The following is a 23,429-nucleotide window of genomic DNA, read 5'->3' on the forward strand; positions in this document are numbered from 1 at the left end:
CACGCCACCCACGCCACATGCCCGAGCGTCCCCGGCTCCATCACCACGACCACCGAATCCAGACCAGGCCGTGCATCAATCATCTAGGAGAGTTTTCGCGGGTCAGCGGTGCGGGCAGAGCAGACGGTGGAAGCGGCGCGGGGTTGGTGCGAACCCGGCGAACTGCGCCGGCCGGCGTGGCGCGGGCGAACCGGGGTGGCCGGGGTCTCCTGGGTGACCGCGGCCGTGGTGGATCGTACGGCCAACACGATGGGTCAACCCCTCGTCTTGGAGGTTCTCTGCTCATCAGTCACAAGTGCGGCTTGAACGTGGTGCCGGCCGGGACGGTGACCCCTCATCCCCGTCCCGGCCGGCACATCCCCACCCGGTGAATCCCCCCGCCGGGCCCCCGCGTGTCCTGAGTCGGGCTGCTAGCGGCTGATCTTCGCGGCCGCCCGGCGCGCGAGTTTGTCGAAGTTCGGGGCCGGGACGCCCGGGCCCATTTCGCTGAACGCCAGCACCGACACGGTGCGGCCCTTCAGCGTCACGGCGTACGGGAAGCCGCCGTCCTCGCTGCCCGGGTCGTTCGGCTTCGGATAGTCGTACCAGCGGATCACCTGCGTGATGTCGCCCGAGGCGCCCTTTACCACCCGGTTCTCGGTGATTTTCCGCCCGTGCGTCGGCGCCGGCTTGCTGTATGTGCAGCTTTTCAGCGTCGCGATGATCGAGTTGTACGCCGTCCGCGCGCTCGCCGGTGTGGCGTAGCGGCTGACGTACTGCGCGCCGTACGCGTCCATCTCGTCGGTGAACCCGCGGGCCATCCGCGCCGCGACCCGCTTGCCCTCGGTCGAGGCCGGTCCGCAGTACGTCTTCGGCAGGATGCCCCGGTCGACCTGACGGAACCAGTCCCGGCGCGCGTCGGCCTTCTTCACCTCGCCGACCGTCAGCAGTTGCGACCGGCTCAGCGCGGTGCCTGCCGTCGCGGCTGTCGTGCCGGCGTCGGCGCCCTGCGCGGCCAGCGCCGTGAGTCCCACGGCCAGTATTCCGGTCGCCACACCTGTCGCAACCACCCCACGGCGCATGCCCCCAGCAACAAACCTCACGTTCCGTCCCCTCGTCGGTTGGTTGTCGAGGTAGACGCGGCAAGCGGCCGGAAAGTTGATTCCGGTCCGGCCGGAAAAATTCCGGCCGGTTCCGGAAAGTTATCCGGACAGTTGCAGGGTCTGGGTCCGCAGGGTCTGGACCGAGACACGCCCGCGCAGGCGGCGCAGCATGCGGGCGTCCTCGAAGCCGACAGCCCGGGCGGCGGCTTCGACCGTGGCGCCGTGGCCGATCAGGTGTTCGGCCCGTTCCAGGCGCAGGAGCTGCTGGTACCGCAGCGGCGTGAGACCGGTCGCCGCGGTGAAGATCCGGGTCAGCGTCCGCTCGCTGACCCCGACCAGACGGGCCAGCTCGGACAACGGCAGCTTCTCGGCGTACCGCGCGTCGATGATGTCCTGCACCCGATGCGCCAGGTCGCTCAGGTGGTCGCGGTGCCGCAGCATCACCGACTCCTGCAGTTCGTCGCCGTTACGCCGCGCGTAGACGACCATCTCGCGCGCGACCCGGGCGGCAGCCTCGGCACCCCGGCCGACCGCGATCAGGTGCAGGGCGAGGTCGATACCGCTCGCGATCCCGGCTGAGGTGATCACGCGGTCGTCCTCGACGTACAGGACGTCCCGGACGATGGTCGCCTGCGGGTAGCGCGCGGCCAGCTCGTCGGTCAGGTCGTGGTGGGTGGTGAATCGCCGCCCGTCGAGCAGACCGGCCCGCCCGAGCGCGTCGGCTCCGGAGCAGACGCTCGCCACGGTCCCGCCACTCGCGTGGTGCGCACGCAGCCGCTGCCGGACCTCGTACCCGATCGGCGGTTCCGGGGACAGCCGCGGTGACCGCCAGCCGGGCACGACGACCAGGTCGCCGGGATCGAGCTCGGGCCACTCCGTCGACGTCCGCAGCGGTACGCCCTGCGCGGTCACGATCTCGTCCGACTCCGCGGCGTACGACACCTGGTAGCCGTACCCGAGGTCGTTCGCGGTCGTGAAGGCCTGCGCCGGGCCGGCCAGATCCAGCAGATGTAGCCGCGGCACCAGCACGAAGACCACCCGGGTAGGACTCATCCGGTCAGGATGCCACGGGGACGCCGGTGAGCTCGTCGAGAGTCCGGATGGTGGCGAACCGGCCGGCCAGCACGTACTCGGTGCGCTCGGTGAGCTGGTCGGCGGTGAGTGTCCGCGGGTCGGCGAGGATCTCCTCCTCGGTCGCGTCCTCGCGGATCGACCAGTGCGCGAGCGCCATCGTCGCGGTCGCCTCGGTGACGAACTCGACGGTGTACCCGAGGTCGGAGCCGACCCGGGCGGTGGTCTCGCAGCACTGCTCGGTACGAATGCCGCAGACAACGATCTTGTCCACACCGTGCCAGGTCAGGAGTTGCTGCAGATTCGTGGTGGTAAAGGCGTTGTGCGAGGTCTTCCGGATGATCGGCTCGCCGGCCAGCGGCTCCAGGCCGTCGATGAACTCGACATGCCCGGTGGCCGGGTCGAACACGCTGCCGGTCCCGGGCTCGGTGTGCAGCACCCACACCACGAGGTCGTCGCGGTCCCGCGACGCGCGGACCAGGCGATCCACGCGCTGGGCGATGTCCGGGTGGTTCACCAACTGCCAGTTCGGGCGCACCCGGAACGATTCCTGGACGTCGATCACGATCAGCGCGGTTCGGCTCATGCCTCGATGATCGCCTGCGGACACCGCCCGGCCGAAGGGTCGATCGGGGCCAGGACCGGAACGATCTGGTCAGCGGGCAGAGATCGGACGAATTCGCACCGTTCCGAACTGTTCCAAACACTGGTCTGGAGTGCTTATCGTGCCCAGGTCTGGTCTGTACAACGATTGAGGGGATTGCGATGCCCGATCACCTGCCCCGCCGCCAGGTCCTGCGGACCGCCGGCGCCCTGGGCCTCGGTGCCGCCGCCGCGGGCGCTCTCAGCAGCGCTGCGGACGCCGCCACCCGACCCGGAGCGGCCGCCGATCCGCCGGATAGATTGACCGGCATGCGCGGACACCACGGCAAGCTCGAGATCACCCAGGCCGAGTTCGGCACCACCGAGGACGGACAGCAGGTGGACGTCTACACGTTCACCAACGGCCGGGTGACGATCTCGATGCTCACCTGGGGTGCCACCATCCAGCGCGTCGAGACGCCGGACCGCCGCGGCCGGACCACCAACATCAGCCTCGGTTTCGACAACCTGACCGACTACGCCACGCTCAGCCCGTACTTCGGTTCGACCATCGGCCGGTACGGCAACCGGATCGCCAAGGGGCAGTTCACCCTGGACGGGACGTCGTACCAGATCCCGGTCAACAACGGGGAGAACGCGCTGCACGGCGGCACCGTCGGCTTCGACAAGAAGGTCTGGGACGCCGAGATCGTCCGGAACGACAGCACCGTCGGCGTCGCGTTCAGCTACGTCAGCCCCGACGGCGAGATGGGCTTTCCCGGTGAGCTCACCAGCACCGTCACCTACACGCTGGACCGGCGCGACAACCTGCGGATCGACTACCACGCGACCGTGGCCGGCAAGCCGACGATCGTCAACCTGACCAACCACGTGTACTTCAACCTGCTCGGCGAGGGCAACGGGACGATCTACGACCACGTCCTCGAGCTGAACGCGCCGAAGTACACGCCGGTCGACGCGACCCTGATTCCGACCGGCGAGATCGCCCCGGTCGCCGGGACGCCGTTCGACTTCAGCAAGCCGACCGCGATCGGCAAGCGGCTGCGCGGCGACCACGAGCAGCTGATCTTCGGCCGCGGCTACGACCACAACTTCGTCCTCGGCGGCCGCCCGGACCGCGACGGACTGCGGCTCGCGGGCCGGTTCTGGGAGTCGGAGCACGGCCGCACGGTCGAGGTCCGCACCGACCAGCCCGGCGTCCAGTTCTACAGCGGCAACTTCCTCGACGGCACGTTCCTCGGCATCGGCAACAAGGCCTATCGCCAAGGCGACGCCTTCGCGTTCGAGACCCAGCACTTCCCGGACTCCCCCAACCACCCGAACTTCCCGTCCACCGTCCTCCGCCCCGGCGAGACGTACGAGTCCACCACCGTCTACTCGTTCGGCACCAAGTAGGCCAGCCCGAACCCCGCCGTACCTTCACGACCTGAAGGTACGGCGGGGTCCGACGCGCCGGGGCCCGGGCAAGGGTGGCTTCGGTTGCCTAGGGTCGGGAGCATGAGTGAGCCGGTCTTGCAGATCCCGTTCGAGGATGCGTTTCGGTTCGATCCGTCGCCGACGTTCGCCGAGTTGCGGGAGGGCCGGCCGGTGGCGCGAGTGCGGACGCTGGCCGGTGCGGAGGTCTGGCTGGTGACGCGGTACGACGACGTGAAGCTGGTACTGGCCGACCCGAGGTTCTCGCGCGCCGCTGTGGTGAAACAGGGCGCGCCACGGGTCGCACTGGCCAAGCCGATGCCGAACAGCCTGACCACCACCGATCCGCCCGAGCACAGCCGGCTACGTCGATTGGTCGTCCCAACGTTCGCGCACCGCAAGATCGAGCAGACCCGGCCGTGGGTCGCGGAGCTGTCCGCGCAGCTCGCCGAGGACGTGGCGCAGGCCGGCGACGGCGCCGACATCCGCGAGCTCGTCGCGCTGCCGTTGCCGATCCAGGTGATCTGCCAGCTGCTCGGCGTACCGTACGCGGACCGTGCGCAGTTCCGGGAGTGGACCGAGCTCGGGTACAGCATGAAGATGGCCGAGAAGGACTTGGTCGAGGACGCGATGACCAACCTGACCGCGTACATCGAGGACCTGGTCACCAAGAAGCTCGCGAACACCGACGAGCCGGCGCAGGACCTACTCGACGAGCTGGTCCGTGCTCGCGAAGCGGGCGACCGGCTCAGCCAGGAAGAGTTGATTGCCTTCGGCGTGAACTTGCTGGTCGCCGGCCACGAGACCTCGGCGAACCAGATCTCGAGCTGCGTCGCGACCCTGCTGCGGTGGCCGGAGAACTGGGCCCGCCTGGTCACCGAACCCGAGCTGATCCCGTCGGCGGTCGAGGAACTGCTGCGCTTCAACCGGTTCAGCGAGGTCGGCCAGCTCCGGGTCGCGATCGAGGACGTCGAGCTGCACGGCGTACGGATCAAGGCCGGCGAGGGGGTGATGGCCGCGCTCAACTCGGCGAACCGGGACCCGCGCGCGTTCGAGGCGCCGGACGAGCTGCGACTGGACCGCGCGGACAACAAGCACCTGTCGTTCGGCTTCGGTCCGCACTTCTGCCTCGGGGCGCAACTCGCGCGGATCGAGTTGCAGGAGTCGCTGGCCGCACTGGTCCGGCGGTTCCCGCGGATGAGTCTCGCGAAGCCGGCCGACGAGCTCGAGTGGCGTCGGGTGCTGGTCAGCGGTCTCGCAGAACTGCCGGTGAACCTGGGCGGTTCACCGGCAGTCTGATGAAGCTGGGTCAGTTCTGCGCGGCGAACACGACGCCGTGCTCGGCCTCGTACTGCTCGATGAACCGCGCGGCCATCGGCTCACTCGACGCGATCGCGTCCGCAAGCACCTTGGCGCTGCGCTCGCGGCCGGCCGGCCAGTCGGACAGCAGCGCGTAGGCCCGCATCCGCTTCTTCTCCAGCGCAGTGGGCTCCGGCTTGTCCTCGTCCGCCGCGTCGTCGGCCTTGGCGGCGGCCTTGATCTCGACCTTCGGCTCCGGCTTCGCGACCACCGGCGCCGGATCGGGCAGCACGGGTTCGACCTTCGGCGTACTGATCAGGGCAGGCGGCGCGGTGTCGCTGGTGTCGGCGAACGGCGACGGCGGCTTCGGCTTCTCCACCATCGGCTCGGCCTTCGGCTGCGGCGCGAACGGCTTCAGCTTGCTCGACGGCGAAGCGCCGTTGACCACATGCTGCTGCTCGGCCACGTCCTCGACGACGACCGCCTCGGCGACGGACTCGTCGCCCTTCGGCGGCTCGTCGATGATCGCCATCAGCTCGCCGGTCCACGCGTCGTCGTCGCGCAGCCCGACGCCGGTGTTGTCCGCACGCCGCGGCTGCCCGCCTTCGAGCACCCAGACGGCGGCCGGTACGGCGGGACGCCCTTCGGGCTCCTCCGGCGGCGGAGAGATCGCCTTGGTCAGTTTGTTGGTGATGACCTCGTAGTTGATCCGCTCCTCGAGCATCCCGGCCAGCCGGTCCGGGTCGTACGTCGTCTCGGCGATCTTCGCCAGCCGCTCGTCCTGATGCTCGGAACGGATGTACTCGGCGACGGTGCCGGCGATCGCCTCGCGGCGACTGCGGTTGCGGATCTGGTGCTGCGCGGCGCGGAGGCTCTCGTACAGCCCGTACCCGTGCTCGATCGCCAGCGAGCGCGCCAGCCAGGTGACCTTCGGCTCGCGGATCCACTGCACGACGCCGTACACCGGGCCGGTCTCGCGCATGTGCCCGGCCCGCCGCAGCGCGTCGCGCCGCCGCGCCGAACTGTGGATCAGCCAGAGCACGTACGCGAACGCGGACAGCCCGCCGAACCCGAAGGCCAGGAAGCGCTCCTCCGGCCGCCAGTGCCCGACCACGTTGAACACCACCGCGACGAGTGCGGCGAAGAACGACATCGCGCGGTAGGCGTAAGCCTGCTCGCCCTTGCGGCGGCGCAGGTCGGCGAGCGCGGCGGTGGCCACACCACCGAGCTCGAGGACCGCGACCGCGGGGGTGACCAGGACGATCTTGAGGAATGGTGAGAAGCCGGTCTCCGGCCACGGGATATGGGTCACGCCGGCCCAGACCTGGCCGACCAGCGCCGCGGCTGCCGCGGTCGCGTAGAAAGCGTAGGCGACTTTGTCCGCACCGGTGAGGGGTACGTTGACCAGTTCGCCACTACTGGGATTGCTGGTGTTCTCCTGCAAGACGTGCACTCCTGACCGGTTTGGGCTCTCCGGCAGCTCGTCGGGTGGTTTGGTACGGCGGCCCCAATAGCGCGCTGCACGAGGCTACCGGTTTCCGGCCCCGAACGGGGAGGCGAATCCGGAAACGATCTCGAACCTTCCCACTCGGTCCGGTTCCTAACCCACCGACCCCATCGAAATGACTCCGGTCTTGCTGACGCCGCAGCTAATATCCTATCGCGGCTTGGCCCAGGGGACGCCGATTTCGGTGAAGAGCGAGAGGGTGTCAGCGGCCCGTTCGACCCAGTGTTCGACGTCCTGGACGATCGGCCGGCGGTCGGGCCCCGCGCCTTCCCAGCGGACGAATTCGGGGGCGATCGGCAACGGATCGGCGGCCGTCCGCACCGCCTCGACCACGCGGGTGAATCCGCCGGTCGCTGCCAGCGGCACGTACAGCGGAACCGACGCATCCGCCCGGTGTGCGATCAGATTCTCGAGCAGATCGGCCCGGCCGTACTTCGTCCCGTCGAGCAGATCGGACTGGTACGTCAGGACGGCGCGCCGCTGTGACCCGTGCACGACGACCGTCGCTTCGGAGTGCTCCTCGGCGCACAACGTCACCGCGATCAGGATCGGCGTACCGCGGCCGGTGGTGATTCGCACCGCGGACGTGTCGTCGGACTCGATCGGGTTCGCTCGGTACAGCTCGGTCTCGATCGACCGTACGTCGTCCACGCCCGTCGAACCGTCCAGCAACAAAGCCGCGGCGGTCGCGTGCGCGAGCGGGTTCGTCACCGCGCCGTCGACGACGTCCACCCCATCGAGGCGCCGTCGCCCGGACCATTGCGCGCGGCCGAAGTACTGCGCCGTACGGACCCACTTCCCGACCGCGCTGATGCCGCGGATCTCACCGAGTTCGCCCGCCGCCATCATCGCCGCGAGCTTCAGGGTCGCCTCGGACGCCTGGGCCTGGAAACCGACCTGGCAGGCCCTGCCGGTCTCGGCCGCGACCGCGGACAGCCGCTGGAACTCCGCCATCGACGCGGTCGGCGGCTTTTCGAGGAGGACGTCCGCGCCGGCGCGCATCGCCAGCTCGGCCAGCGGAAGGTGGGTCTGGATCGGGGTACAGATCACCACGATGTCGACCTGCGTCGTTGCCAGCAGGTCGTCCAGGCCGGCGAAGACCTGGACGCCTGCCGGCAGGTCGGCGGCGCCGCGCGGATCGGCGACCGCCACCAGCTCGGCCCGGCCGGCCGCGGCCAGCCGGGCAGCGTTACGGACATGAGAGGCGCCGTGGCCGTGGATTCCCACCACGGCCACCCGGGCACCCGTCATCGGCGCGCCCGCGCCGCCTCAGTTGCCATCAGCAACCTACTTCAGCTCCCCGTTGACCTCGTCCAGGAAGGCCTTGGCGGCCGCGTCCGGCGCCTGCCGGCCGAACAGCACCTCGGTCGTGTACCGCTGGATGATCTTCTCCACCTGGCCACCGCCGACCGGCGGGGGCGGCGACGGCTCGCCGAGCTCCTTGCCGATGTCCTGGATGAACTGCGCCGACGTCTTGTCGGCCGGGTCCAGCTTCGTGGCCACCGCGGAGCGGATCTCGGTGTTCGGCGGCACGCCCCGCTCGGCCAGCAGTACGCCGCCGGCGGCGGTGCTGTTGGCCAGGTAGTTCACGAACTCGGCGGCTTCCTTCTGGTGCTTGGACCGCGCCGAGATCGACCAGAACATCGAACCCTTGTAGTACGAGCCGTTGTCGGCCGACTTACCGGTGGCACTCGGGATCCGCAGCAGCTTCAACGGCTGGCCGGTCGCCTTGCTGAAGGCGTTCAGCTGGTTGCTCCAGATGAAGGCCATCGCCAGCTTGCCGGTCGCGAACGCGGACTGGTCGAGCGGCGCGTTCAGGTCCTGCGAGATCGCCTCGGCCGACGGGATCGCCTTGGCGTCCCGCAACTTCAGGATGTACTTGAAGAAGTCCGTGGTCTTCTCCGGCGACACACCGAGCTTGCCGTCCTTGGTCCACAGCGACTCGCCGTTCTGCCGGGCCCACAGGTTCAGCCCGGCCTCGTTGCCGCCGAGCGGGCCGGTACCGGTGATCTTGCCGCCGGTCTTGGTGGTGATCTCCGCGGCGATCCGGGAGAAGTCGTCCCAGGTCCAGGTGGTGTCGTCGGGGATCTCCACGCCGGCGGTCTTGAACGCCGCCGGGTTGACCACCACCGCGAACGAGTTGATCCCGGCGTTCAGGCCGTACAGCCCGCCGTCGAACTCACCGGCGCCGAGCGTGTCCGGCTCGAACTTCGCGGTGTTCAGTCCCTCGGCCTTCTTCAGGTCGAGCAGTGCGCCGCGGTCGGCGTACTCGCGCAGGTACTTCTCGTCCATCTGGATGACGTCCGGCGCGTCGTTCGCGGCGACCGTGGTGGCGAGCTTGTCCCAGTACCCGGACCACTCGCCGAACTCACCCTTGATCGTGACGTTCGGATGATCCTTCTGGTACGCCTCGATGACCTGCTGGGTCATCTTGGTCCGGGTGTCGCCTCCCCACCAGGTGAAGCGAAGCGTGACCTTGCCGCCGTCCTCGGACGACGGGCCACCGGAGTCGCCGCCGCAGGCGGCGGCCGCCAGCAGCGTGGTGGCCAGCGCCACAGCTGTCAGGGCGCGTGGGATGTGCCTCATGAGGTGCACCTTTCAGGGGGTTACTTGATGCCGGTGGTCGCGATCCCCTTGATCAGGAACCGCTGCCCGAGCAGGAAGGCGAGGAAGACCGGAACGAGGGAGACGACCGACATCGCGAACATCGAGCCCCAGGACGAGTTCGAGGTCGCGTCGACGAACGACCGCAGCGCGACCGGGACGGTGTACATGTGCGGGTCGGTCAGGTAGATCAGCTGGCTGAAGAAGTCGTTCCAGGTCCAGATGAACGTGAAGATCGTCGTGGTGGCCAACGCCGGCACCATCAGCGGCAGGATGATCCGCAGGAAGATCGCGGCCTTGCCGCAACCGTCGATCCGCGCGGCCTCGTCCAGTTCGCGCGGGATGCCGCGGATGAACTGCACCATCAAGAAGACGAAGAACGCGTCGGTGGCGAGCAGCTTCGGCACGATCAGCGGCAGCACCGTGTTGATCCAGCCGAGGTTCGAGAACAGGATGTACTGCGGCACGATCACGACGTGGATCGGCAACATGATGCTGAGCAGCATGATCGCGAACCACAGCCGCTTCGCGGTGAACTCCAGCCGGGCGAACGCGTACGCCGCCATCGAGCAGGACACCAGGTTGCCGATGATCGAGCCGAGCACGACCAGCGCCGAGTTCAGCAGGTACCGGGTGAACGGCTCGGTCAGCGCGTTCCAGCCGAGCCGGTAGTTGTCGATGTGCAGATCCTTGATCAGGATCCCGGGGTCGCGGAAGATCTCGTTGCCCGGACGCAGCGAGCTGACCACCATCCAGATCACCGGGTACAGCATCACCAGTGCCGAACCCGCGAGCAGGACATGGATGACCAGCGGCCGGATCCGCGCCCAGCCGAACGCCGACGTCCGGCCGGCGGCGACCGTGCGGGGCAAGGTTTCAGTCGTCATAGAACACCCAGTACTTCGAGGCGAAGAAGTTCGCCGCGGTGAAGACTCCGATGATCACGAGCAGGAACCACGCCATCGCCGAGGCGTAGCCCATGTCGAAGTTCCCGAAGCCGCGGTCGTAGAGGTACAGCGTGAAGAACATCGTCGAGTCCGACGGTCCGCCGCTGCCCCCGGAGACGACGAACGCCTGAGTGAACGACTGGAACGCGTGGATGATCTGCAGCACCAGGTTGAAGAAGACGATCGGGGTGAGCAGCGGCAGGGTGATGCTGAAGAACCGCCGCAGCACGCCGGCGCCGTCGACCGAGGCCGCCTCGTAGTACATCGTCGGGATCTGCCGCAGCCCGGCCAGGAAGATCACCATCGGCGACCCGAACGTCCAGACGTTCAGCACCACCAGCGTGCCGAGCGCCGTACTCGGGTCGGAGATCCAGCCCTTGCCCTCGATGCCGATCAGGTTCAGCACCTGGTTGAGCAGACCGGTGGTCCCGAACACCTGGCGCCACAGGATCGCGATCGCGACACTCGAGCCGAGCAGCGACGGCAGGTAGAACACCGACCGGTAGAACGCCATCCCGCGGACGCCGCGGTCGAGCACGACCGCCAGCAGCAACGCGATCGCCAGCTGCAGCGGCACCGAGACGAACACGTAGGTGAACGTCACCCGCAGCGAGTTGTGCAGCCGCTCGTCGGACAGCATCCGGGAGAAGTTCTCCAGGCCGATCCACTGCGGTGCCTGGATCAGGTTGTAGTCCGTGAAGGACAGGTACAGCGAGGCCGCCATCGGGCCGATCGTGATCAGGAACAGGCCCAGTAACCACGGCGCCAGGAAGAGGTAGCCGGCCAGATTGTCTTTCTTCCGGCCAGTCGGTTTCTTTCCTCGGAGACTGCCCAGTTCGCCCAGCGCACTCATGGTCACCACCTTCGGAAAGCGCTTGCTTGGCCGGTCAAACTAGTATGAGAAACCGGTTTATGCAATAGCTCGTCGCGCCAGGGAGCGACCGGATCCGGACCTGTTACCTGCCTCCACGGCGATCTCGCGCCGAGGTATTGACAGGACAAACTCGGCACCGCGACAGTGCTGGGCATTTGGCAACCGTTTACCCACGGGAGACCCGATGCTGCGCCGTACCTTTCTCACCGGATCACTGACCACCGTTGCGCTCGGAGCACTGCCCACCACCGCCGCCGCCCGGGCCGCCGGTTCGGCCGGCGTCCGTGGTGGGGTGGCAGCTGTGGACGAGGACTTCCTGACCCTGCTCACCGAGGCGAACCGGAAACAGATTCCGATCGTTCTCGGAAACTTTCAGAACGTTTCCGACAGTGTCCGGACCGTGGCCCGCAAGGCGCGCCGCCTGGTTTCCGGCTACGTCTGGGGACGGTCGCCGTACCACCACGACGCGACACTGCTCGAACCGGTGGAATGGCTGGTCGGGCAACTGGCGGCGCGGCAGCACGACGACGGCCTGTACGACGTCGGCAACCTGCACTCGCCGCCGGACAGCGCTTTCGCGATCCAGGACGTGTGCCTGCTGTACGCGCTCCTCGACGCCGACGGTGGCGCGGAAACCGCCGGACTGCGCGCGACGCTGGCGTCGGTGATCAAGAAGGCCGGCCCCGCACTCGCAAGCGGCGGCGTCCACACGCCCAACCACCGCTGGGAGGTCTCGGCCGCGCTCGCCCGCGCCCATCACCTGTTCCCGGACCGCCGGTACGCCGCACGCATCGACGACTGGCTCGACGAGGGCATCGACGCGACGCCGGACGGGATCTACAGCGAGCGCAGTTCGACGTACGCCGCCGAGGTCACGAACCCGTGCCTGCTGACGATCGCCTGGCTGCGCAACAAACCGGCTCTGCTCGACTACGTACGGCGGAACCTCGACGTGACGCTGTACCTGCTCGAGCCGAACGGCGAGGTGGACACCACCGCGTCCCGCCGTCAGGACCAGAAGGGGATCCGCGAGGTCTGGTGGTACCTGACGCAGTTCCGCGAGCTCGCACTGCACACCGGGGACGGGCGTTTCACGACCGTTGCCAAGAGCATCGAGGATCGCGGTACCGGTGAGCTGGGCGATTTCCTGGCCGAGGTGCTGGAGCGCCCGGAACTGTCCGCCACCCTGCCGGCCGCCGCGCCGGCGCCCACGGACTTCGTCCAGCACTACCCGTCGCAGGCCTCGGTCCGGATCCGGCGCGGCGACCGAACCGCAACCGTTTTCGGTGGCACCGACTTCCACGACATCCCGGTGATCGCGTCCGGGCTGTCCACGAACCCGACGTTCTTCAAGCTCCGCAGCGGTGCGGCGATCCTCGACTCGGTCCGGCTGTCACCGCAGTTCTTCAGCACCGGTCATTTCCGCAGCGAAGGGCTGCGGCGGACCGCGCCGGGGACGTTCAAGCTGCAGCAGGAGGTCAAGGTGCCGTACCACCTGCCGCTGCCGAAACGCTACCGCCGCCCGGACGGCCGGTACGCACTAACCCTGGACGGCCGGTTCTACGCGTCGATGGACTTCCCGCACCGGCCCAAGCACTACCGGACGTTGCGCACCGACGTCACGGTCGCGGAGGTCGCGAACGGCTACGACCTGACGTTCGAGTTCGCCGGCGACGAGACGGCGTACGCGATCGAACTGTGCTTCCGGCCCGGCGGTGAGCTCGCCGGCGTCGAGGAGCTGGATGCCAATGGCAACTACCAGCTGATGTCCAGGACGGGCAGCTACACGGTCGGATCGGACCGGATCGAGTTCGGTCCGGGCAACGGCGCCGCCCGGGTCACGATGGATCCGGGCGAGCGCTACACCTATCTCGGCGGCAACATCACGCCGTCCGGTCTGCGCGTCTACCTGACCGGCCGCACCCCGGGCCGCCAGGTACTCAGACTGCGGACGTCGTAAATACGGCCCCTGTGACCGGTCCGTGGGCGGGTCCGAGTAACCAAGTCGGCGCCCGCGTTGGACGACCGCGCACGTCCCCGCACGGTGGGTTCACCCACGGTGTTGTGGGTTCCTGACCCGTGTGAAGGGTGCGGAACCCACAACACGCTGGGTGAACCCACCTTGCGGCGGAAACCCGGAACCCGGAAACCCCTACGACCACACCGCACGACCACACGCCACGGCACCCGCGCCGCACCGTCACCGCATGCCGAATCACCGCCGGCCGAATCACCGCTGACCAGATCACCGCCGGCCGGATCACCGCCGGCCAGATCACCGCCGGCCGATCCGCAGTCCCCGCGGCACGGCATACGAGTGGATAACCCCGCGAATTAGGGGTTCTTCGTCGGTATGAGTGCAGAGAACCCCCAACTGGCGGGGTTATCCGTTCGTATGAGGGAAGAACCCGGACGCCACCACCACACCGAGCCGCCACGCGTGAGGCTGGCTGCGCCGGTCGTCGTGCGGGCTGAAGTCGGGGGCTTGAACAGGTTGTGGTGGGTGTGGAGTGGTTATTGCTTGTTCAAGGTCCCGGGATGGGGTGCACGGTCCCGGGCGGCGTGCACGGTCCCCGCGCGAGGTGCACGGTCCCCGGCAGGTGTCCAAGGCCCTGGGCGGGTGTGCAATGTCCCGGGCGGGGTGCACGGTCCCGGGCGGGTGTCCAGGGTCCCGGGCGGGTGTGCAATGTCCCGGGGCGGGTGTCCAAGGTCCCGGGGCGGGTGTCCAAGGTCCCGGGGCGGGTGTCCAAGGTCCCGGGCGGGTGTCCAAGGTCCCGGGGGCAGGTGTGCACGGTCCCAGTAGAGCTCAGAGGGCCTCGGCTCCGGGGACGCGTGCGGTCGTACAGCGCGGGTACCGGCTCGGTCGCTCAACGCCCACCCACGGATCAGTCACAAGCGGTGTAACCAGGTTGCGCCCGCGGGCGGGCGTCTCTACGGTTGCCCGCATGTGGTTCCTGTGATGGCTGCGCGCGGCCGGCGTCGAGCTCTGCTCCGCCGAGCCGTGCTCGCCTGCCGCCGGTCACTGCGAACACAGGAGGTGTGCGCCGCATGCGCACTGCCCAACTCTCACTCACGGGTGTCACCCGGCGCTTCGCCGATCGCGTCGTCCTCGATCGCGTCGATCTGACCGTCAATGCCGGCGAGAAGGTCGGCGTGATCGGCGACAACGGCGCCGGCAAGTCGACGCTGCTGCGCGTGCTCGCCGGTGAGCTGGCCCCGACCGGTGGCGCAGTACGGCGACCTGCCCGGGTCGGCCATTTGCACCAGGACAGTGTCGCCTGGCCGACCGGGTTGACCGTCGTCGAGGCCTTCGCGTCCGGCCGGCGCGACCTGGAGGACCCCGCCGATCTGCTGCTGTCGCTCGGGCTGTTCCGGCCCGACGACATCCACCGGCGCGTCGACGAACTCTCGCACGGGCAGCGGCGACGAGTGGAGCTGGCTCGGTTGATCACCGAGCCGGTCGACCTGCTGCTGCTCGACGAGCCGACCAATCACCTGTCGCCGCTGCTCGTGGAACAGCTCCAAGAAGCGCTGCTGAGCTTCCGAGGCACGTTGGTCGTGGTCACCCACGACCGGCGGCTGCGCGCCGGCTTCACCGGAGCGCAGCTCACCTTGGACGGCGGCCGGGTGGTCCAGCAGCGCGCCGCGTGACTCAGGCGGTCCGTACGACGGTTTCCAGGGCGCCGTCGTGCGGGATGCGGAGGACATGGACGCGGCGGCGCTTGTCGCGCAGGTACGTGCGGCTCGACGTGCTGAGGGTCGCCGCACGGCGTTGTGACCAGGTGATCGTGATGGTCGTCCGGCCGCGGCGGATCACCAGTCCGTCGGCGGTCGCGGTGCGGGTCTCGTTGTAGGGCACGACGGTGCCGTCGCTGAAGACGACCTCGTCACCGGGCTGCAGGACCAGCGGCACCTGCTCGGTCGCCGGGCCGGTCGCGGTGACCCGGCGGCTGACCTGGTGAGTGCCGACGAGCAGTTCGGTCGCGATCGAGCCGTCGGGGGTGCGGTAACGGACCACGTCCTTCGACGGGTACTCCGCGACCAGGTTGGTCTCGGCGTCCGCTTTGCCGTTGCGGACAGTGCCCCAGCAGCCGGTCGCGGTCTGCTGTGCATGGATGACAGTGCCGGCTTCCGGGTGCCAGAGGAAGCCGGTGCCCGCCTTGACGATGCTGCCTTGGCGTTCGCCGAAGAACGCGCCGAGGTAGCAGCCGGGCCGCCGGATGTAGAGGTAGTCCTGGTTGCCGTCGGCTTCGTGGCGCCGCTCGGTGAAGGAGTCCCGCTTCAGGTACGGGAGATTCGCGATCGCGGCCTGCTTCGCGGTGCGGGTCGGCAGCGTCTCGCCGTACGGCGCGTGCGCGATGATCCGTGGTGAAGTGTCCTGCTTGGCCGGCGCGGGCACCGGCGCCGGGTCGTCGGCCCAGGCCTGGCGGGTTGCCGCCTTGTCCTCGTGCGAGGTGAAGAAGGCGCCGAGGTTCGGTACCTGCGGGACGAAGTGCGATCCGAGGATGGTGCGGTCCGGGTCCGGGATCACGTCGTCGTAGAACGCGGCCGAGGTCCGGTCGGAGACCGCGTAGTACGTGAACCAGCCGGAGTTGTCGGGCTCACGGAGCAGGTTGTACCCGAACCAGTCGGCGAACTTGCGGGTCATCGACACCAGCAGCGGGTTCTTGGTCTGCAGGTACAGCTCGGCCAGCTCCGGCAGCATGACCTCGAAGTTGTAGTTGATGTCCATGCCGCGCGGATCGTAGAAGAACCCGGCCGGGCTCTGCGCGTACTTCGCGGTGAACCGGATCCGTTCCTGGAGGGCCAGCCACCGTTGCCGATCGGGCAGCAGCCGGAGGGTGAGCGCGGAGCCCGCCACACCTGCCACGGCCTGGTTGGTGTACTCGAACGGGTCGTCCCACACCACCGCGTTGCCCGGGTCGAGGTACCAGTCGACTCCCTTGCGCAGGGCAACTTCCAGTTGAGTACGGCGACTGGGCAGGGCGCACGCTTGGCGGAGGTTGGCGAGCGTCTTGGCCAGATAGCCGAGGCCGAAACCGCTGGACGCCTTGCCCTCCTCCCCCGGCGCGTACTCCGGCCACGAGCCGTCCGGGTTCTGCAGGCCGAGATAGTGCTGCAGCGCCGCATCGAGCCGGCCCAGCAGGGCGCTGTCACGGTGGTACGGGTTCCACGGGCGCTGGTTCGCGTGGAACCAGCTGAGCGTGAAAACGTGTTCCTGGATCCGCGCGTTGTACGGCTGGGCCGGTGTCCGCCACCAGCCGCCGGCCATGAACCCGTATGGATCGGTGTCGACGATGTCGTTGGTCATCGGCGCGAGGATCCTCAGGTACCCCGCAAACCGCTGCTCGCCGGGCGCGAACAACCGCCGATCGGGCGCCCCGGGCGGCAGCTCCGCCACCAGCGGCAACCCGGCAGCTCGCGCCGGTGCGGTCGTCAGGGCCGAAGCCCCCAGCGCGCCGGCGGCGCCGAGCAGGACCGTACGTCGTGTGACGTGCATGGGTGATCTCCTGAAATCGATTCAGCGGATGGCGAGGACGGTGAGGGGGCGGCGAGTCGGCATCATGCTCTCCTCACGGCGATCGGATTGGCGGTGAGTTTTCTGCGCGATACCACGCCCGGTCAAGGCCTCGGCTGTGGTAATCCGAATTAGCAGCAGGCTTCAGTTCTTGACGACGGCGCGCGGCTCGTTCTATGGTCCTCGGCAATCCGTATTACTGCGAAGGATCGAGATGCCGGACAAGGCGAGCACCCGACTCACCCAGCGCGACATCGCGCGGTTGGCCAAGGTCAGTCAGACCACGGTCTCGCTCGTGCTGAACAACCGCGGCGACGCCAGCGCGCGGATCCCCGCCGAGACCCGGGACCGGGTGCTCAAGGTGATTCGCGAGACCGGCTACCAGGCGGACCCGTTGGCGCGCCGGATGACCAAGCAGCGCAACCAGATTCTCGGGGTGTTCACGTACGAATCGGTGTTCCCGAGTGCGAGCGGCGACTTCTACCACCCGTTCCTGGCCGGGATCGAGGATCGTGCCGAGCGACTCGGCTGGGACCTGCTGCTGTTCACCAGCGCGCCGGTCACCGAGGGGCGGCGGCGGATCTTCCACGAGAACAACCGGCTCCGGATCGCGGACGGCTGCCTGCTGCTCGGGCGCGAGATCCCGTCCGACGAGCTGGCCCGGCTGATCGCCGAGGACTACCCGTTCGTCTCGGTCGGCCGCCGCGACGACGCCGGCGGCCCGGTGCCGTACGTCGGCGCCGACTACACCGCGGCGACCCGGACGGTCACGGAGCGGGCTCAGGAGCTCGGCCATCGGCGGATCGCGTTCGTCGGGATCGGTGTCGGCGCCGAGTCGTCGGCTGACCGGCTCCGCGGTTTCCGCGCCGCGGCGGGCGCCCGCGCACCGCACCTGCCGACCACCGATCGCTCCCCCGGTGAGCTGCTCGACGACCTGCTGGAGCGCGGCATCACCGTCGCGCTCGCCGAAGAGCGCGCCGACGCGATCGCGCTGTACGCCGTCGCAGCCGAGCGCGGCGTCGACGTGCCGGGCGACCTGTCCGTGGTCGCGCTCGGTGACTCGACCCGGCCGGTGGCCAGCGACCTGGATTTCAGTGGCTTCCACGTCCCGCGCCGGGCGATGGGAGTCCGCGCGGTCGAGCTGCTCGAGGCGCTGCTCAGCGGGACCGCGACCGAGCGGCAGCTGCTGCTGCCCTGCGAACTGACCGACGGAATCACACTCACTCCACCCGAAGGTGCCTGAATGCATACCGATGTCCTGGTGATCGGCGGCGGCCTCGGCGGCGTCGCGGCGGCGCTCGCCGCGCTGCGTGCCGGCCGCTCCGTGATCATGACCGAGGAGTTCGATTGGCTCGGCGGCCAGCTGACCAGTCAGGCCGTCCCACCGGACGAGCACACCTGGGTGGAGCAGTTCGGCATCACGGCGTCGTACCGGGCGCTGCGCGACGGCATCCGCGACTACTACCGCCGGCACTATCCGCTGACCGAGGCGTCGCGCGCCGCCACCCAACTCAATCCCGGCGCCGGCTACGTCTCGAAGCTCTGCCACGAGCCGCGGGTCGCGCTGGCGGTGCTGGAGGCAACGCTCGCGCCGTACCGTTCGGGCGGCCGGTTGCAGGTGCTGCAGCCGTACCGTCCGGTGGCCGCGGACACCGACGGCGACCGGGTCACGGCGGTCACCGTGCAGCATCGCGACACCGAGGAGCAGTTCACACTCACCGCGCCGTACATCCTGGACGCGACCGAGACCGGCGAACTGCTGCCGCTGACCGGCACGGAGTACGTGACCGGCTTCGAGGCGCAGCGCGACACCGGCGAGCCGAGCGCCCCAGCCGAGGCCCAGCCGCTGAACATGCAGGCCGTGTCGTACTGCTTCGCGATCGACCACGTGGACGGCGACCAGGTCGGCGACAAGCCGGCGAACTACGACTTCTGGCGCGACTACCAACCGTCGTTCTGGGGTGATCGGCTGCTGTCCTGGACCGCGCCGAACCCGCGCACGCTCGAGGTGATGCCGCGGACGTTCACTCCGAACCCCGACGACGATCCGCTGTCGGTGATCGCGGACCAGCGGCGCACCGGCGGCGACACGAACCTGTGGACGTTCCGCCGGATCGCGGCCCGCAAACACTTCGTCCCGGGCACGTACGCGAGCGACATCTGCCTGGTCAACTGGCCGATGATCGACTACTTCGAGGGCCCGGTCATCGACGTACCCGATGCGGCGAAGCATCTGCAGGCGGCGAAGGAGCTCTCGCTGTCGGTGCTGTACTGGCTGCAGACCGAGGCGCCGCGGGCGGACGGCGGCAGCGGCTTCCCGGGGCTGCGGTTGCGCGCAGACGTGGTCGGTTCGGCGGACGGTCTCGCTCAGGCGCCGTACATCCGCGAGTCCCGGCGGATCAAGGCGGAGTACACCGTCGTCGAGCAGGATCTGTCGGTTGCGGTGCGCGGTGAGCGCGGCGCGGTCGAGTACGACGACAGCGTCGGCATCGGCATGTACCGGATCGACCTGCACCCGTCGACCGGCGGCGACAACTACATCGACGTGGCGAGCAGCCCGTTCCGGATCCCGCTCGGCGCGCTGCTGCCGCAACGGGTGGAGAACCTGCTGCCAGCGAACAAGAACCTCGGAACCACGCACATCACCAACGGCTGCTACCGGCTGCACCCCGTCGAATGGAACATCGGCGAGTCCGCCGGCGCGCTCGCAGCGTTCTGCCTCGACCGCGGCGTCGCTCCGCGCGCAGTCCGCAACACCCCTGCCCTGCTCACCGAGTTCCAGGACCGCCTGATGGCGCAGGGTGTCGAACTCGCCTGGCCGGCCGTGTCCGGCTACTGATGGAGGACTCTGATGAAGATCCTGACAGCGGCGTTGACCGCCACCGCACTGCTGGCAGCGGCCGCCTGCGGCGGTGGCGCGGACGGCGGATCCGGCTCGGGTGACAGCGGGCCGATCGACCTGCGGATGACGATCTGGAGCGCGAACTCCAAGCATCTCGCGCTGTTCGACCAGATCGCGGCGGCGTACAAGAAGGACCATCCCGAGATCGGCAAGATCACCTTCGAGCCGATTCCGTTCGACAGCTACACCACCACGCTGACCACGCAGATCGGCGGCGGCAACGTGCCGGACCTGGCGTGGATCTTCGAGAGCAACGCACCGGACTTCGTCAGCTCGGGTGCGCTCGAGCCGATCGACAAGGACGCGGACCTGCTGCCGAGTACGACGGCCAACTGGGAGCGGGACGGCAAGCTGTACGCGTACCCGTTCTCCACCTCGCCGCTGGGGGTGTTCGTGAACACCGACCTGGTGAAGGCGGCGGGGCGGCCGGCGCCGGCGCAGCAGATCGCCTCCGGCACCTGGACCTGGGAGGAGGCGGCCAAGACCGCCGCCGCCGTCCAGGCGAAGGGCAAGGGCGGCGTCGTGGTCGGGGACTTCGACTACAAGGGCTGGGACACGCTGAACGCGATCTGGTCCGGCTGGGGTGCGCGGCCGTGGAGCGAGGACGGCAAGACCTGCGAGTTCGACCAGCCGGCGATGGTGGATGCGATGACGTTCGTCCACAAGCTGATCTTCACCGCCAAGGGCATGCCGGGTCCGGGCATGACCAAGGACTTCTACGCCGGTGACGCGGCGATGATCGTCACCCAGATCAGTCGGGCCGCGCTGCTCGAGAAGGCGAAGTTCCAGTGGGATCTGGTGCGGCTGCCGAAGGGGCCGTCGGGTGAGTACTCGGTGGTCGGGCAGGCCGGCGTCGGGGTCTTCAAGCGCGGCAAGCACGTCGACGCGGCCAAGAAGTTCCTGGCCTTCTTCAGCAACGCCGAGAACTCGGCCAAGCTCGCACAGTTCTTCCCGCCGCCGCGCAAGTCGCAGCTGACCGCGGCCACGCTGGCCAAGGCCAACCCGCTGCTCAAACCGGCCCAGCTGGACAGCGTTGTGGTCATGGGCATCGAGAACGGCACGATCAAGCCCAGCCACACCGGGTACGCCGAGCTGCAGCAGACCGTCCGCGCCGCACTCGACCCGCTCTGGAAGCCGGACGCCGACGTCAAGGCGGTACTGTCCGGTGTCTGCTCGAAGATCAACCCGCTGCTGGCGAAATGACCCTGCTGCTCGACAAGCCGGCGCCCTCGACGGCGCCGGCGGAGCGACCGCCGTACTGGACGATGCGGCGGCGCGACACCCTGGCCGGCTGGCTGATGGTGCTGCCACAGCTCGCCGGAATCGTTGCCTTCGTCATCGTTCCGCTCGGTCTCGTGGTCTGGTACTCGGTGCACGAGTGGAACGTCCTGGGCGGGACCTTCGAGTTCGTCGGCGCCGAGAACTACACGGCGCTGGCGTCCGATCCGCGGCTCGGTTCGGTGCTCAGGGCAACCGGTGTGTTCTCCGTCGGCCTGGTCGTGCTCAACCTCACCCTCGCCCTGTTCCTGGCCGTGCTGCTGAACCAGAAACTCCGCGGAACGGTGGTTTTCCGGACGCTGTTCTTCTCGCCGGTCGTGGTGACGCTGGTCGCCTGGACGATCGTGTGGGGTTTCCTGCTCCAGGACAACGGCGGAATCAACGCTTTCCTCGACCTGCTCGGCATTGACGGCCCGAACTGGCTGCGCTCCGGCGGTACGGCGATGGCGTCGGTGATCGTCGTCCAGCTCTTCAAGAACGTCGGACTGAACCTGGTGCTGTTCCTGGCTGCACTGCAGGGCGTTCCGGCCGAGCTGTACGAGGCCGCGCGGATCGACGGTGCGTCCGCGTGGGCGCGGTTCCGTCGGGTGACCGTACCGTTGATCAGTCCAACGATTCTGCTGACGATGATCCTCACGATCGTCGGCTCGCTGCAGGTCTTCGCGCAGATCGCCGTACTGACCCAGGGCGGTCCGGAGACGTCGACGACCGTACTCGTCTACTACCTGTACCAGCAGGCGTTCCAGTTCCATCACTTCGGGTACGGCGCAACGCTGTCGCTGCTGCTGTTCCTGTTCGTGCTCGTGCTGACCGTTGTGCAGTGGCGGATGCGTCGGAGGTGGGTGTTCCATGAGACTTAAGCTGCTGATCTACGGCGTACTGCTGGTGTGCTGTGTACCGTTCGTGTTCCCGATCTGGTGGATGGCGACGACGTCGCTCAAGCCGGTGACGGAGATCTTCGCCTTCCCGCCGTCGCTGCTGCCCGGGTCGCCGACGCTGGACGCCTACCGGCAGGTCTTCGAGCTGCAGCCGTTCGGCCGGCAGTACCTGAACAGCCTCTACATCGCGGCCGTCGTCACCATCGGCACATTAGCGGTGTCGGCGCTCGCCGGGTACGCGTTCGCACGGATCCGGTTCCGCGGCGCCGGGGTCGTGTTCGTCGTGGTGCTGACCGGCCTGCTGATCCCGGTCGAGGTGACCATCATCCCGCTGTACCGGATGTTCGATGCCTTCGGCCTGGTGGATACGCACTGGCCGCTGATCCTGATCCCGACCCTCGGCGCACCGAGCGTGCTCGCGACCTTCATCATGCGCCAGTTCTTCATCACGCTCCCCGCCGAGCTCGAGGAGGCCGGCCGGGTCGACGGCCTGGGCCGCTTCGGCCTGTTCTGGCGGGTCTGCCTCCCGCTCGCCCGCCCGGCCATCGGCGCCGTCGGCATCTTCACCTTCCTGCACAGCTGGAACCTCTACCTCGAGCCGATCGTCTTCCTCTCCTCGAAACAGAAGTTCACCGTCCCCCAGGCCCTCACCCAGTACGTCGACGCGTACGGCGGCCCGATGTGGAACACCCAACTGGCCGCCGCCACGCTGTCCGCCCTCCCGGTCCTTGTCGTCTTCGTCCTGGCCCAACGCCAATTCGTCGAAGGCCTCGCCCAAACCGGCCTCAAGGGCTGACTCCCCGGTCCTTTCGGGCGGCGTGGAAAATGGTGGGGTGAGTTTCCATGCCGCTGCGTTCATCGCCACCAGCCTCGACGGGTTCATCGCACGTACCGACGGTTCGATCGACTGGCTCACCAGCCGCGCCGAGCAAGCCGGAGAGACCGGGTACGACGAGTTCCTCGCCACCGTCGACACCGTGGTCCTCGGCCGCAAGACGTACCAGCTGGCCCTCGGCTTCGCGAGCTGGCCGTACGACGGCAAACAGGTCGAGGTCCTCAGCACCACCCTCGACCCCGACACCGACGAGCGCGTCCTCGTCCACCGCACCCTCGACGGCCTGGTCGAAACCCTCGACGACCGCGGCGCCCAGCGCATCTACGTCGACGGCGGCGGCACCATCCAGACCTTCCTCGCCGCCGGCCTCCTGAACGAACTCACCATCACCACCGCCCCCGTCCTCCTCGGCACCGGCATCCCCCTCTTCGGCCCGCTGCCCGATGAGGTCTCCCTCACCCACAACGCCACCCGAACCCTGAAAGCCGGCTTCATCCAGTCGGACTACACGATCCCCCACTAACCTCGATGTTTCGTCTGGGTTGTTGGTGGGTTGCTGATGGTTGTTGTTGTGGGTGGGGGTTGTGTGGGCGTGGTTGGCCGCCGGCGCTGGTGCCG

Annotated in this window: 19 protein-coding genes; 10 read left to right on the top strand and 9 right to left on the bottom strand. The window is 68.5% G+C overall.

Translation table 11 applies throughout. The features are described 5' to 3' along the window. Positions 1 to 410: 410 nt before the first annotated feature. From AB0B82_RS32205 to AB0B82_RS32215, 3 genes are all read right to left on the bottom strand, one after another. Positions 411 to 1,013 carry a hypothetical protein gene (locus AB0B82_RS32205; RefSeq protein ID WP_360177211.1) on the bottom strand — a complete coding sequence of 201 codons (603 nt, stop codon included), beginning with the start codon at positions 1,011 to 1,013 and terminating at the stop codon, positions 411 to 413. Between the two features lie 168 nt (positions 1,014 to 1,181). Beyond that, entirely contained in the window at positions 1,182 to 2,135 is a 954-nt protein-coding gene (locus AB0B82_RS32210) for a DJ-1/PfpI family protein (protein WP_360177214.1), read from the bottom strand. Positions 2,136 to 2,139: 4 nt separating this feature from the next. Then, positions 2,140 to 2,739 carry an isochorismatase family protein gene (locus AB0B82_RS32215; RefSeq protein ID WP_360177216.1) on the bottom strand — a complete coding sequence of 200 codons (600 nt, stop codon included), beginning with the start codon at positions 2,737 to 2,739 and terminating at the stop codon, positions 2,140 to 2,142. A 179-nt stretch (positions 2,740 to 2,918) separates the two neighbouring features. Here AB0B82_RS32215 and AB0B82_RS32220 point away from each other — a divergent pair, with 179 nt between their 5' ends. Together AB0B82_RS32220 and AB0B82_RS32225 are read left to right on the top strand one after the other, a co-directional pair. Then, positions 2,919 to 4,151, top strand: a complete 1,233-nt coding sequence (locus AB0B82_RS32220; protein WP_360177223.1) for an aldose epimerase family protein — start codon at positions 2,919 to 2,921, stop codon at positions 4,149 to 4,151. 102 nt (positions 4,152 to 4,253) lie between these two features. Then, on the top strand, positions 4,254 to 5,468 hold the full coding sequence (locus AB0B82_RS32225; protein ID WP_360177226.1) for a cytochrome P450: 1,215 nt from the start codon (positions 4,254 to 4,256) through the stop codon (positions 5,466 to 5,468). Between the two features lie 10 nt (positions 5,469 to 5,478). Here AB0B82_RS32225 and AB0B82_RS32230 read toward each other — a convergent pair whose 3' ends face one another. From AB0B82_RS32230 to AB0B82_RS32250, 5 genes are all read right to left on the bottom strand, one after another. Continuing rightward, positions 5,479 to 6,912, bottom strand: a complete 1,434-nt coding sequence (locus AB0B82_RS32230; RefSeq protein WP_360177229.1) for a hypothetical protein — start codon at positions 6,910 to 6,912, stop codon at positions 5,479 to 5,481. Positions 6,913 to 7,125: 213 nt separating this feature from the next. Next, the gene (locus AB0B82_RS32235; RefSeq protein ID WP_360177232.1) at positions 7,126 to 8,211 is read right to left on the bottom strand and encodes a Gfo/Idh/MocA family oxidoreductase; all 1,086 of its coding nucleotides are present in this window, start codon (positions 8,209 to 8,211) and stop codon (positions 7,126 to 7,128) included. Positions 8,212 to 8,262: 51 nt separating this feature from the next. Beyond that, positions 8,263 to 9,561 carry a sugar ABC transporter substrate-binding protein gene (locus tag AB0B82_RS32240; RefSeq protein WP_360177235.1) on the bottom strand — a complete coding sequence of 433 codons (1,299 nt, stop codon included), beginning with the start codon at positions 9,559 to 9,561 and terminating at the stop codon, positions 8,263 to 8,265. 20 nt (positions 9,562 to 9,581) lie between these two features. Further along, positions 9,582 to 10,466, bottom strand: a complete 885-nt coding sequence (locus AB0B82_RS32245; RefSeq protein WP_360177237.1) for a carbohydrate ABC transporter permease — start codon at positions 10,464 to 10,466, stop codon at positions 9,582 to 9,584. After that, positions 10,456 to 11,379, bottom strand: a complete 924-nt coding sequence (locus tag AB0B82_RS32250) for a sugar ABC transporter permease (RefSeq protein ID WP_360177240.1) — start codon at positions 11,377 to 11,379, stop codon at positions 10,456 to 10,458. The genes AB0B82_RS32245 and AB0B82_RS32250 overlap by 11 nt, the downstream gene beginning before the upstream one ends. 205 nt (positions 11,380 to 11,584) lie before the next feature. Here AB0B82_RS32250 and AB0B82_RS32255 point away from each other — a divergent pair, with 205 nt between their 5' ends. Together AB0B82_RS32255 and AB0B82_RS32260 are read left to right on the top strand one after the other, a co-directional pair. Further along, on the top strand, positions 11,585 to 13,360 hold the full coding sequence (locus AB0B82_RS32255; RefSeq protein ID WP_360177243.1) for a hypothetical protein: 1,776 nt from the start codon (positions 11,585 to 11,587) through the stop codon (positions 13,358 to 13,360). A gap of 1,088 nt (positions 13,361 to 14,448) precedes the next feature. Then, complete coding sequence (locus AB0B82_RS32260) at positions 14,449 to 15,051, top strand: ATP-binding cassette domain-containing protein (protein WP_360177246.1); 603 nt, start codon at positions 14,449 to 14,451, stop codon at positions 15,049 to 15,051. 1 nt (position 15,052) lies between these two features. On the opposite strand, the gene AB0B82_RS32265 is transcribed toward AB0B82_RS32260, so the two are convergent. Continuing rightward, on the bottom strand, positions 15,053 to 16,900 hold the full coding sequence (locus AB0B82_RS32265) for a hypothetical protein (RefSeq protein ID WP_360177249.1): 1,848 nt from the start codon (positions 16,898 to 16,900) through the stop codon (positions 15,053 to 15,055). 232 nt (positions 16,901 to 17,132) lie between these two features. On the opposite strand from AB0B82_RS32265, the gene AB0B82_RS32270 reads away from it, so the two are divergent. From AB0B82_RS32270 to AB0B82_RS32295, 6 genes are read left to right on the top strand one after another with little or no spacing between them, the layout of a single operon-like run. Continuing rightward, the gene (locus tag AB0B82_RS32270; protein ID WP_360177252.1) at positions 17,133 to 18,161 is read left to right on the top strand and encodes a LacI family DNA-binding transcriptional regulator; all 1,029 of its coding nucleotides are present in this window, start codon (positions 17,133 to 17,135) and stop codon (positions 18,159 to 18,161) included. Further along, positions 18,162 to 19,757: an FAD-dependent oxidoreductase gene (locus AB0B82_RS32275; RefSeq protein WP_360177255.1), complete on the top strand. Its 1,596-nt coding sequence runs from the start codon at positions 18,162 to 18,164 to the stop codon at positions 19,755 to 19,757. It abuts the gene before it with no gap. A 12-nt stretch (positions 19,758 to 19,769) separates the two neighbouring features. Beyond that, complete coding sequence (locus AB0B82_RS32280) at positions 19,770 to 21,023, top strand: sugar ABC transporter substrate-binding protein (RefSeq protein WP_360177258.1); 1,254 nt, start codon at positions 19,770 to 19,772, stop codon at positions 21,021 to 21,023. After that, the gene (locus AB0B82_RS32285) at positions 21,020 to 21,958 is read left to right on the top strand and encodes a sugar ABC transporter permease (RefSeq protein WP_360177261.1); all 939 of its coding nucleotides are present in this window, start codon (positions 21,020 to 21,022) and stop codon (positions 21,956 to 21,958) included. The genes AB0B82_RS32280 and AB0B82_RS32285 overlap by 4 nt, the downstream gene beginning before the upstream one ends. Beyond that, the gene (locus AB0B82_RS32290; protein ID WP_360177264.1) at positions 21,948 to 22,772 is read left to right on the top strand and encodes a carbohydrate ABC transporter permease; all 825 of its coding nucleotides are present in this window, start codon (positions 21,948 to 21,950) and stop codon (positions 22,770 to 22,772) included. The genes AB0B82_RS32285 and AB0B82_RS32290 overlap by 11 nt, the downstream gene beginning before the upstream one ends. 37 nt (positions 22,773 to 22,809) lie before the next feature. Beyond that, complete coding sequence (locus AB0B82_RS32295; RefSeq protein ID WP_360177267.1) at positions 22,810 to 23,334, top strand: dihydrofolate reductase family protein; 525 nt, start codon at positions 22,810 to 22,812, stop codon at positions 23,332 to 23,334. Positions 23,335 to 23,429 lie beyond the last annotated feature (95 nt).

The organism is Kribbella sp. NPDC048915, assembly GCF_040649595.1.
In the GTDB taxonomy this organism is placed as follows: Bacteria; Actinomycetota; Actinomycetes; order Propionibacteriales; family Kribbellaceae; genus Kribbella.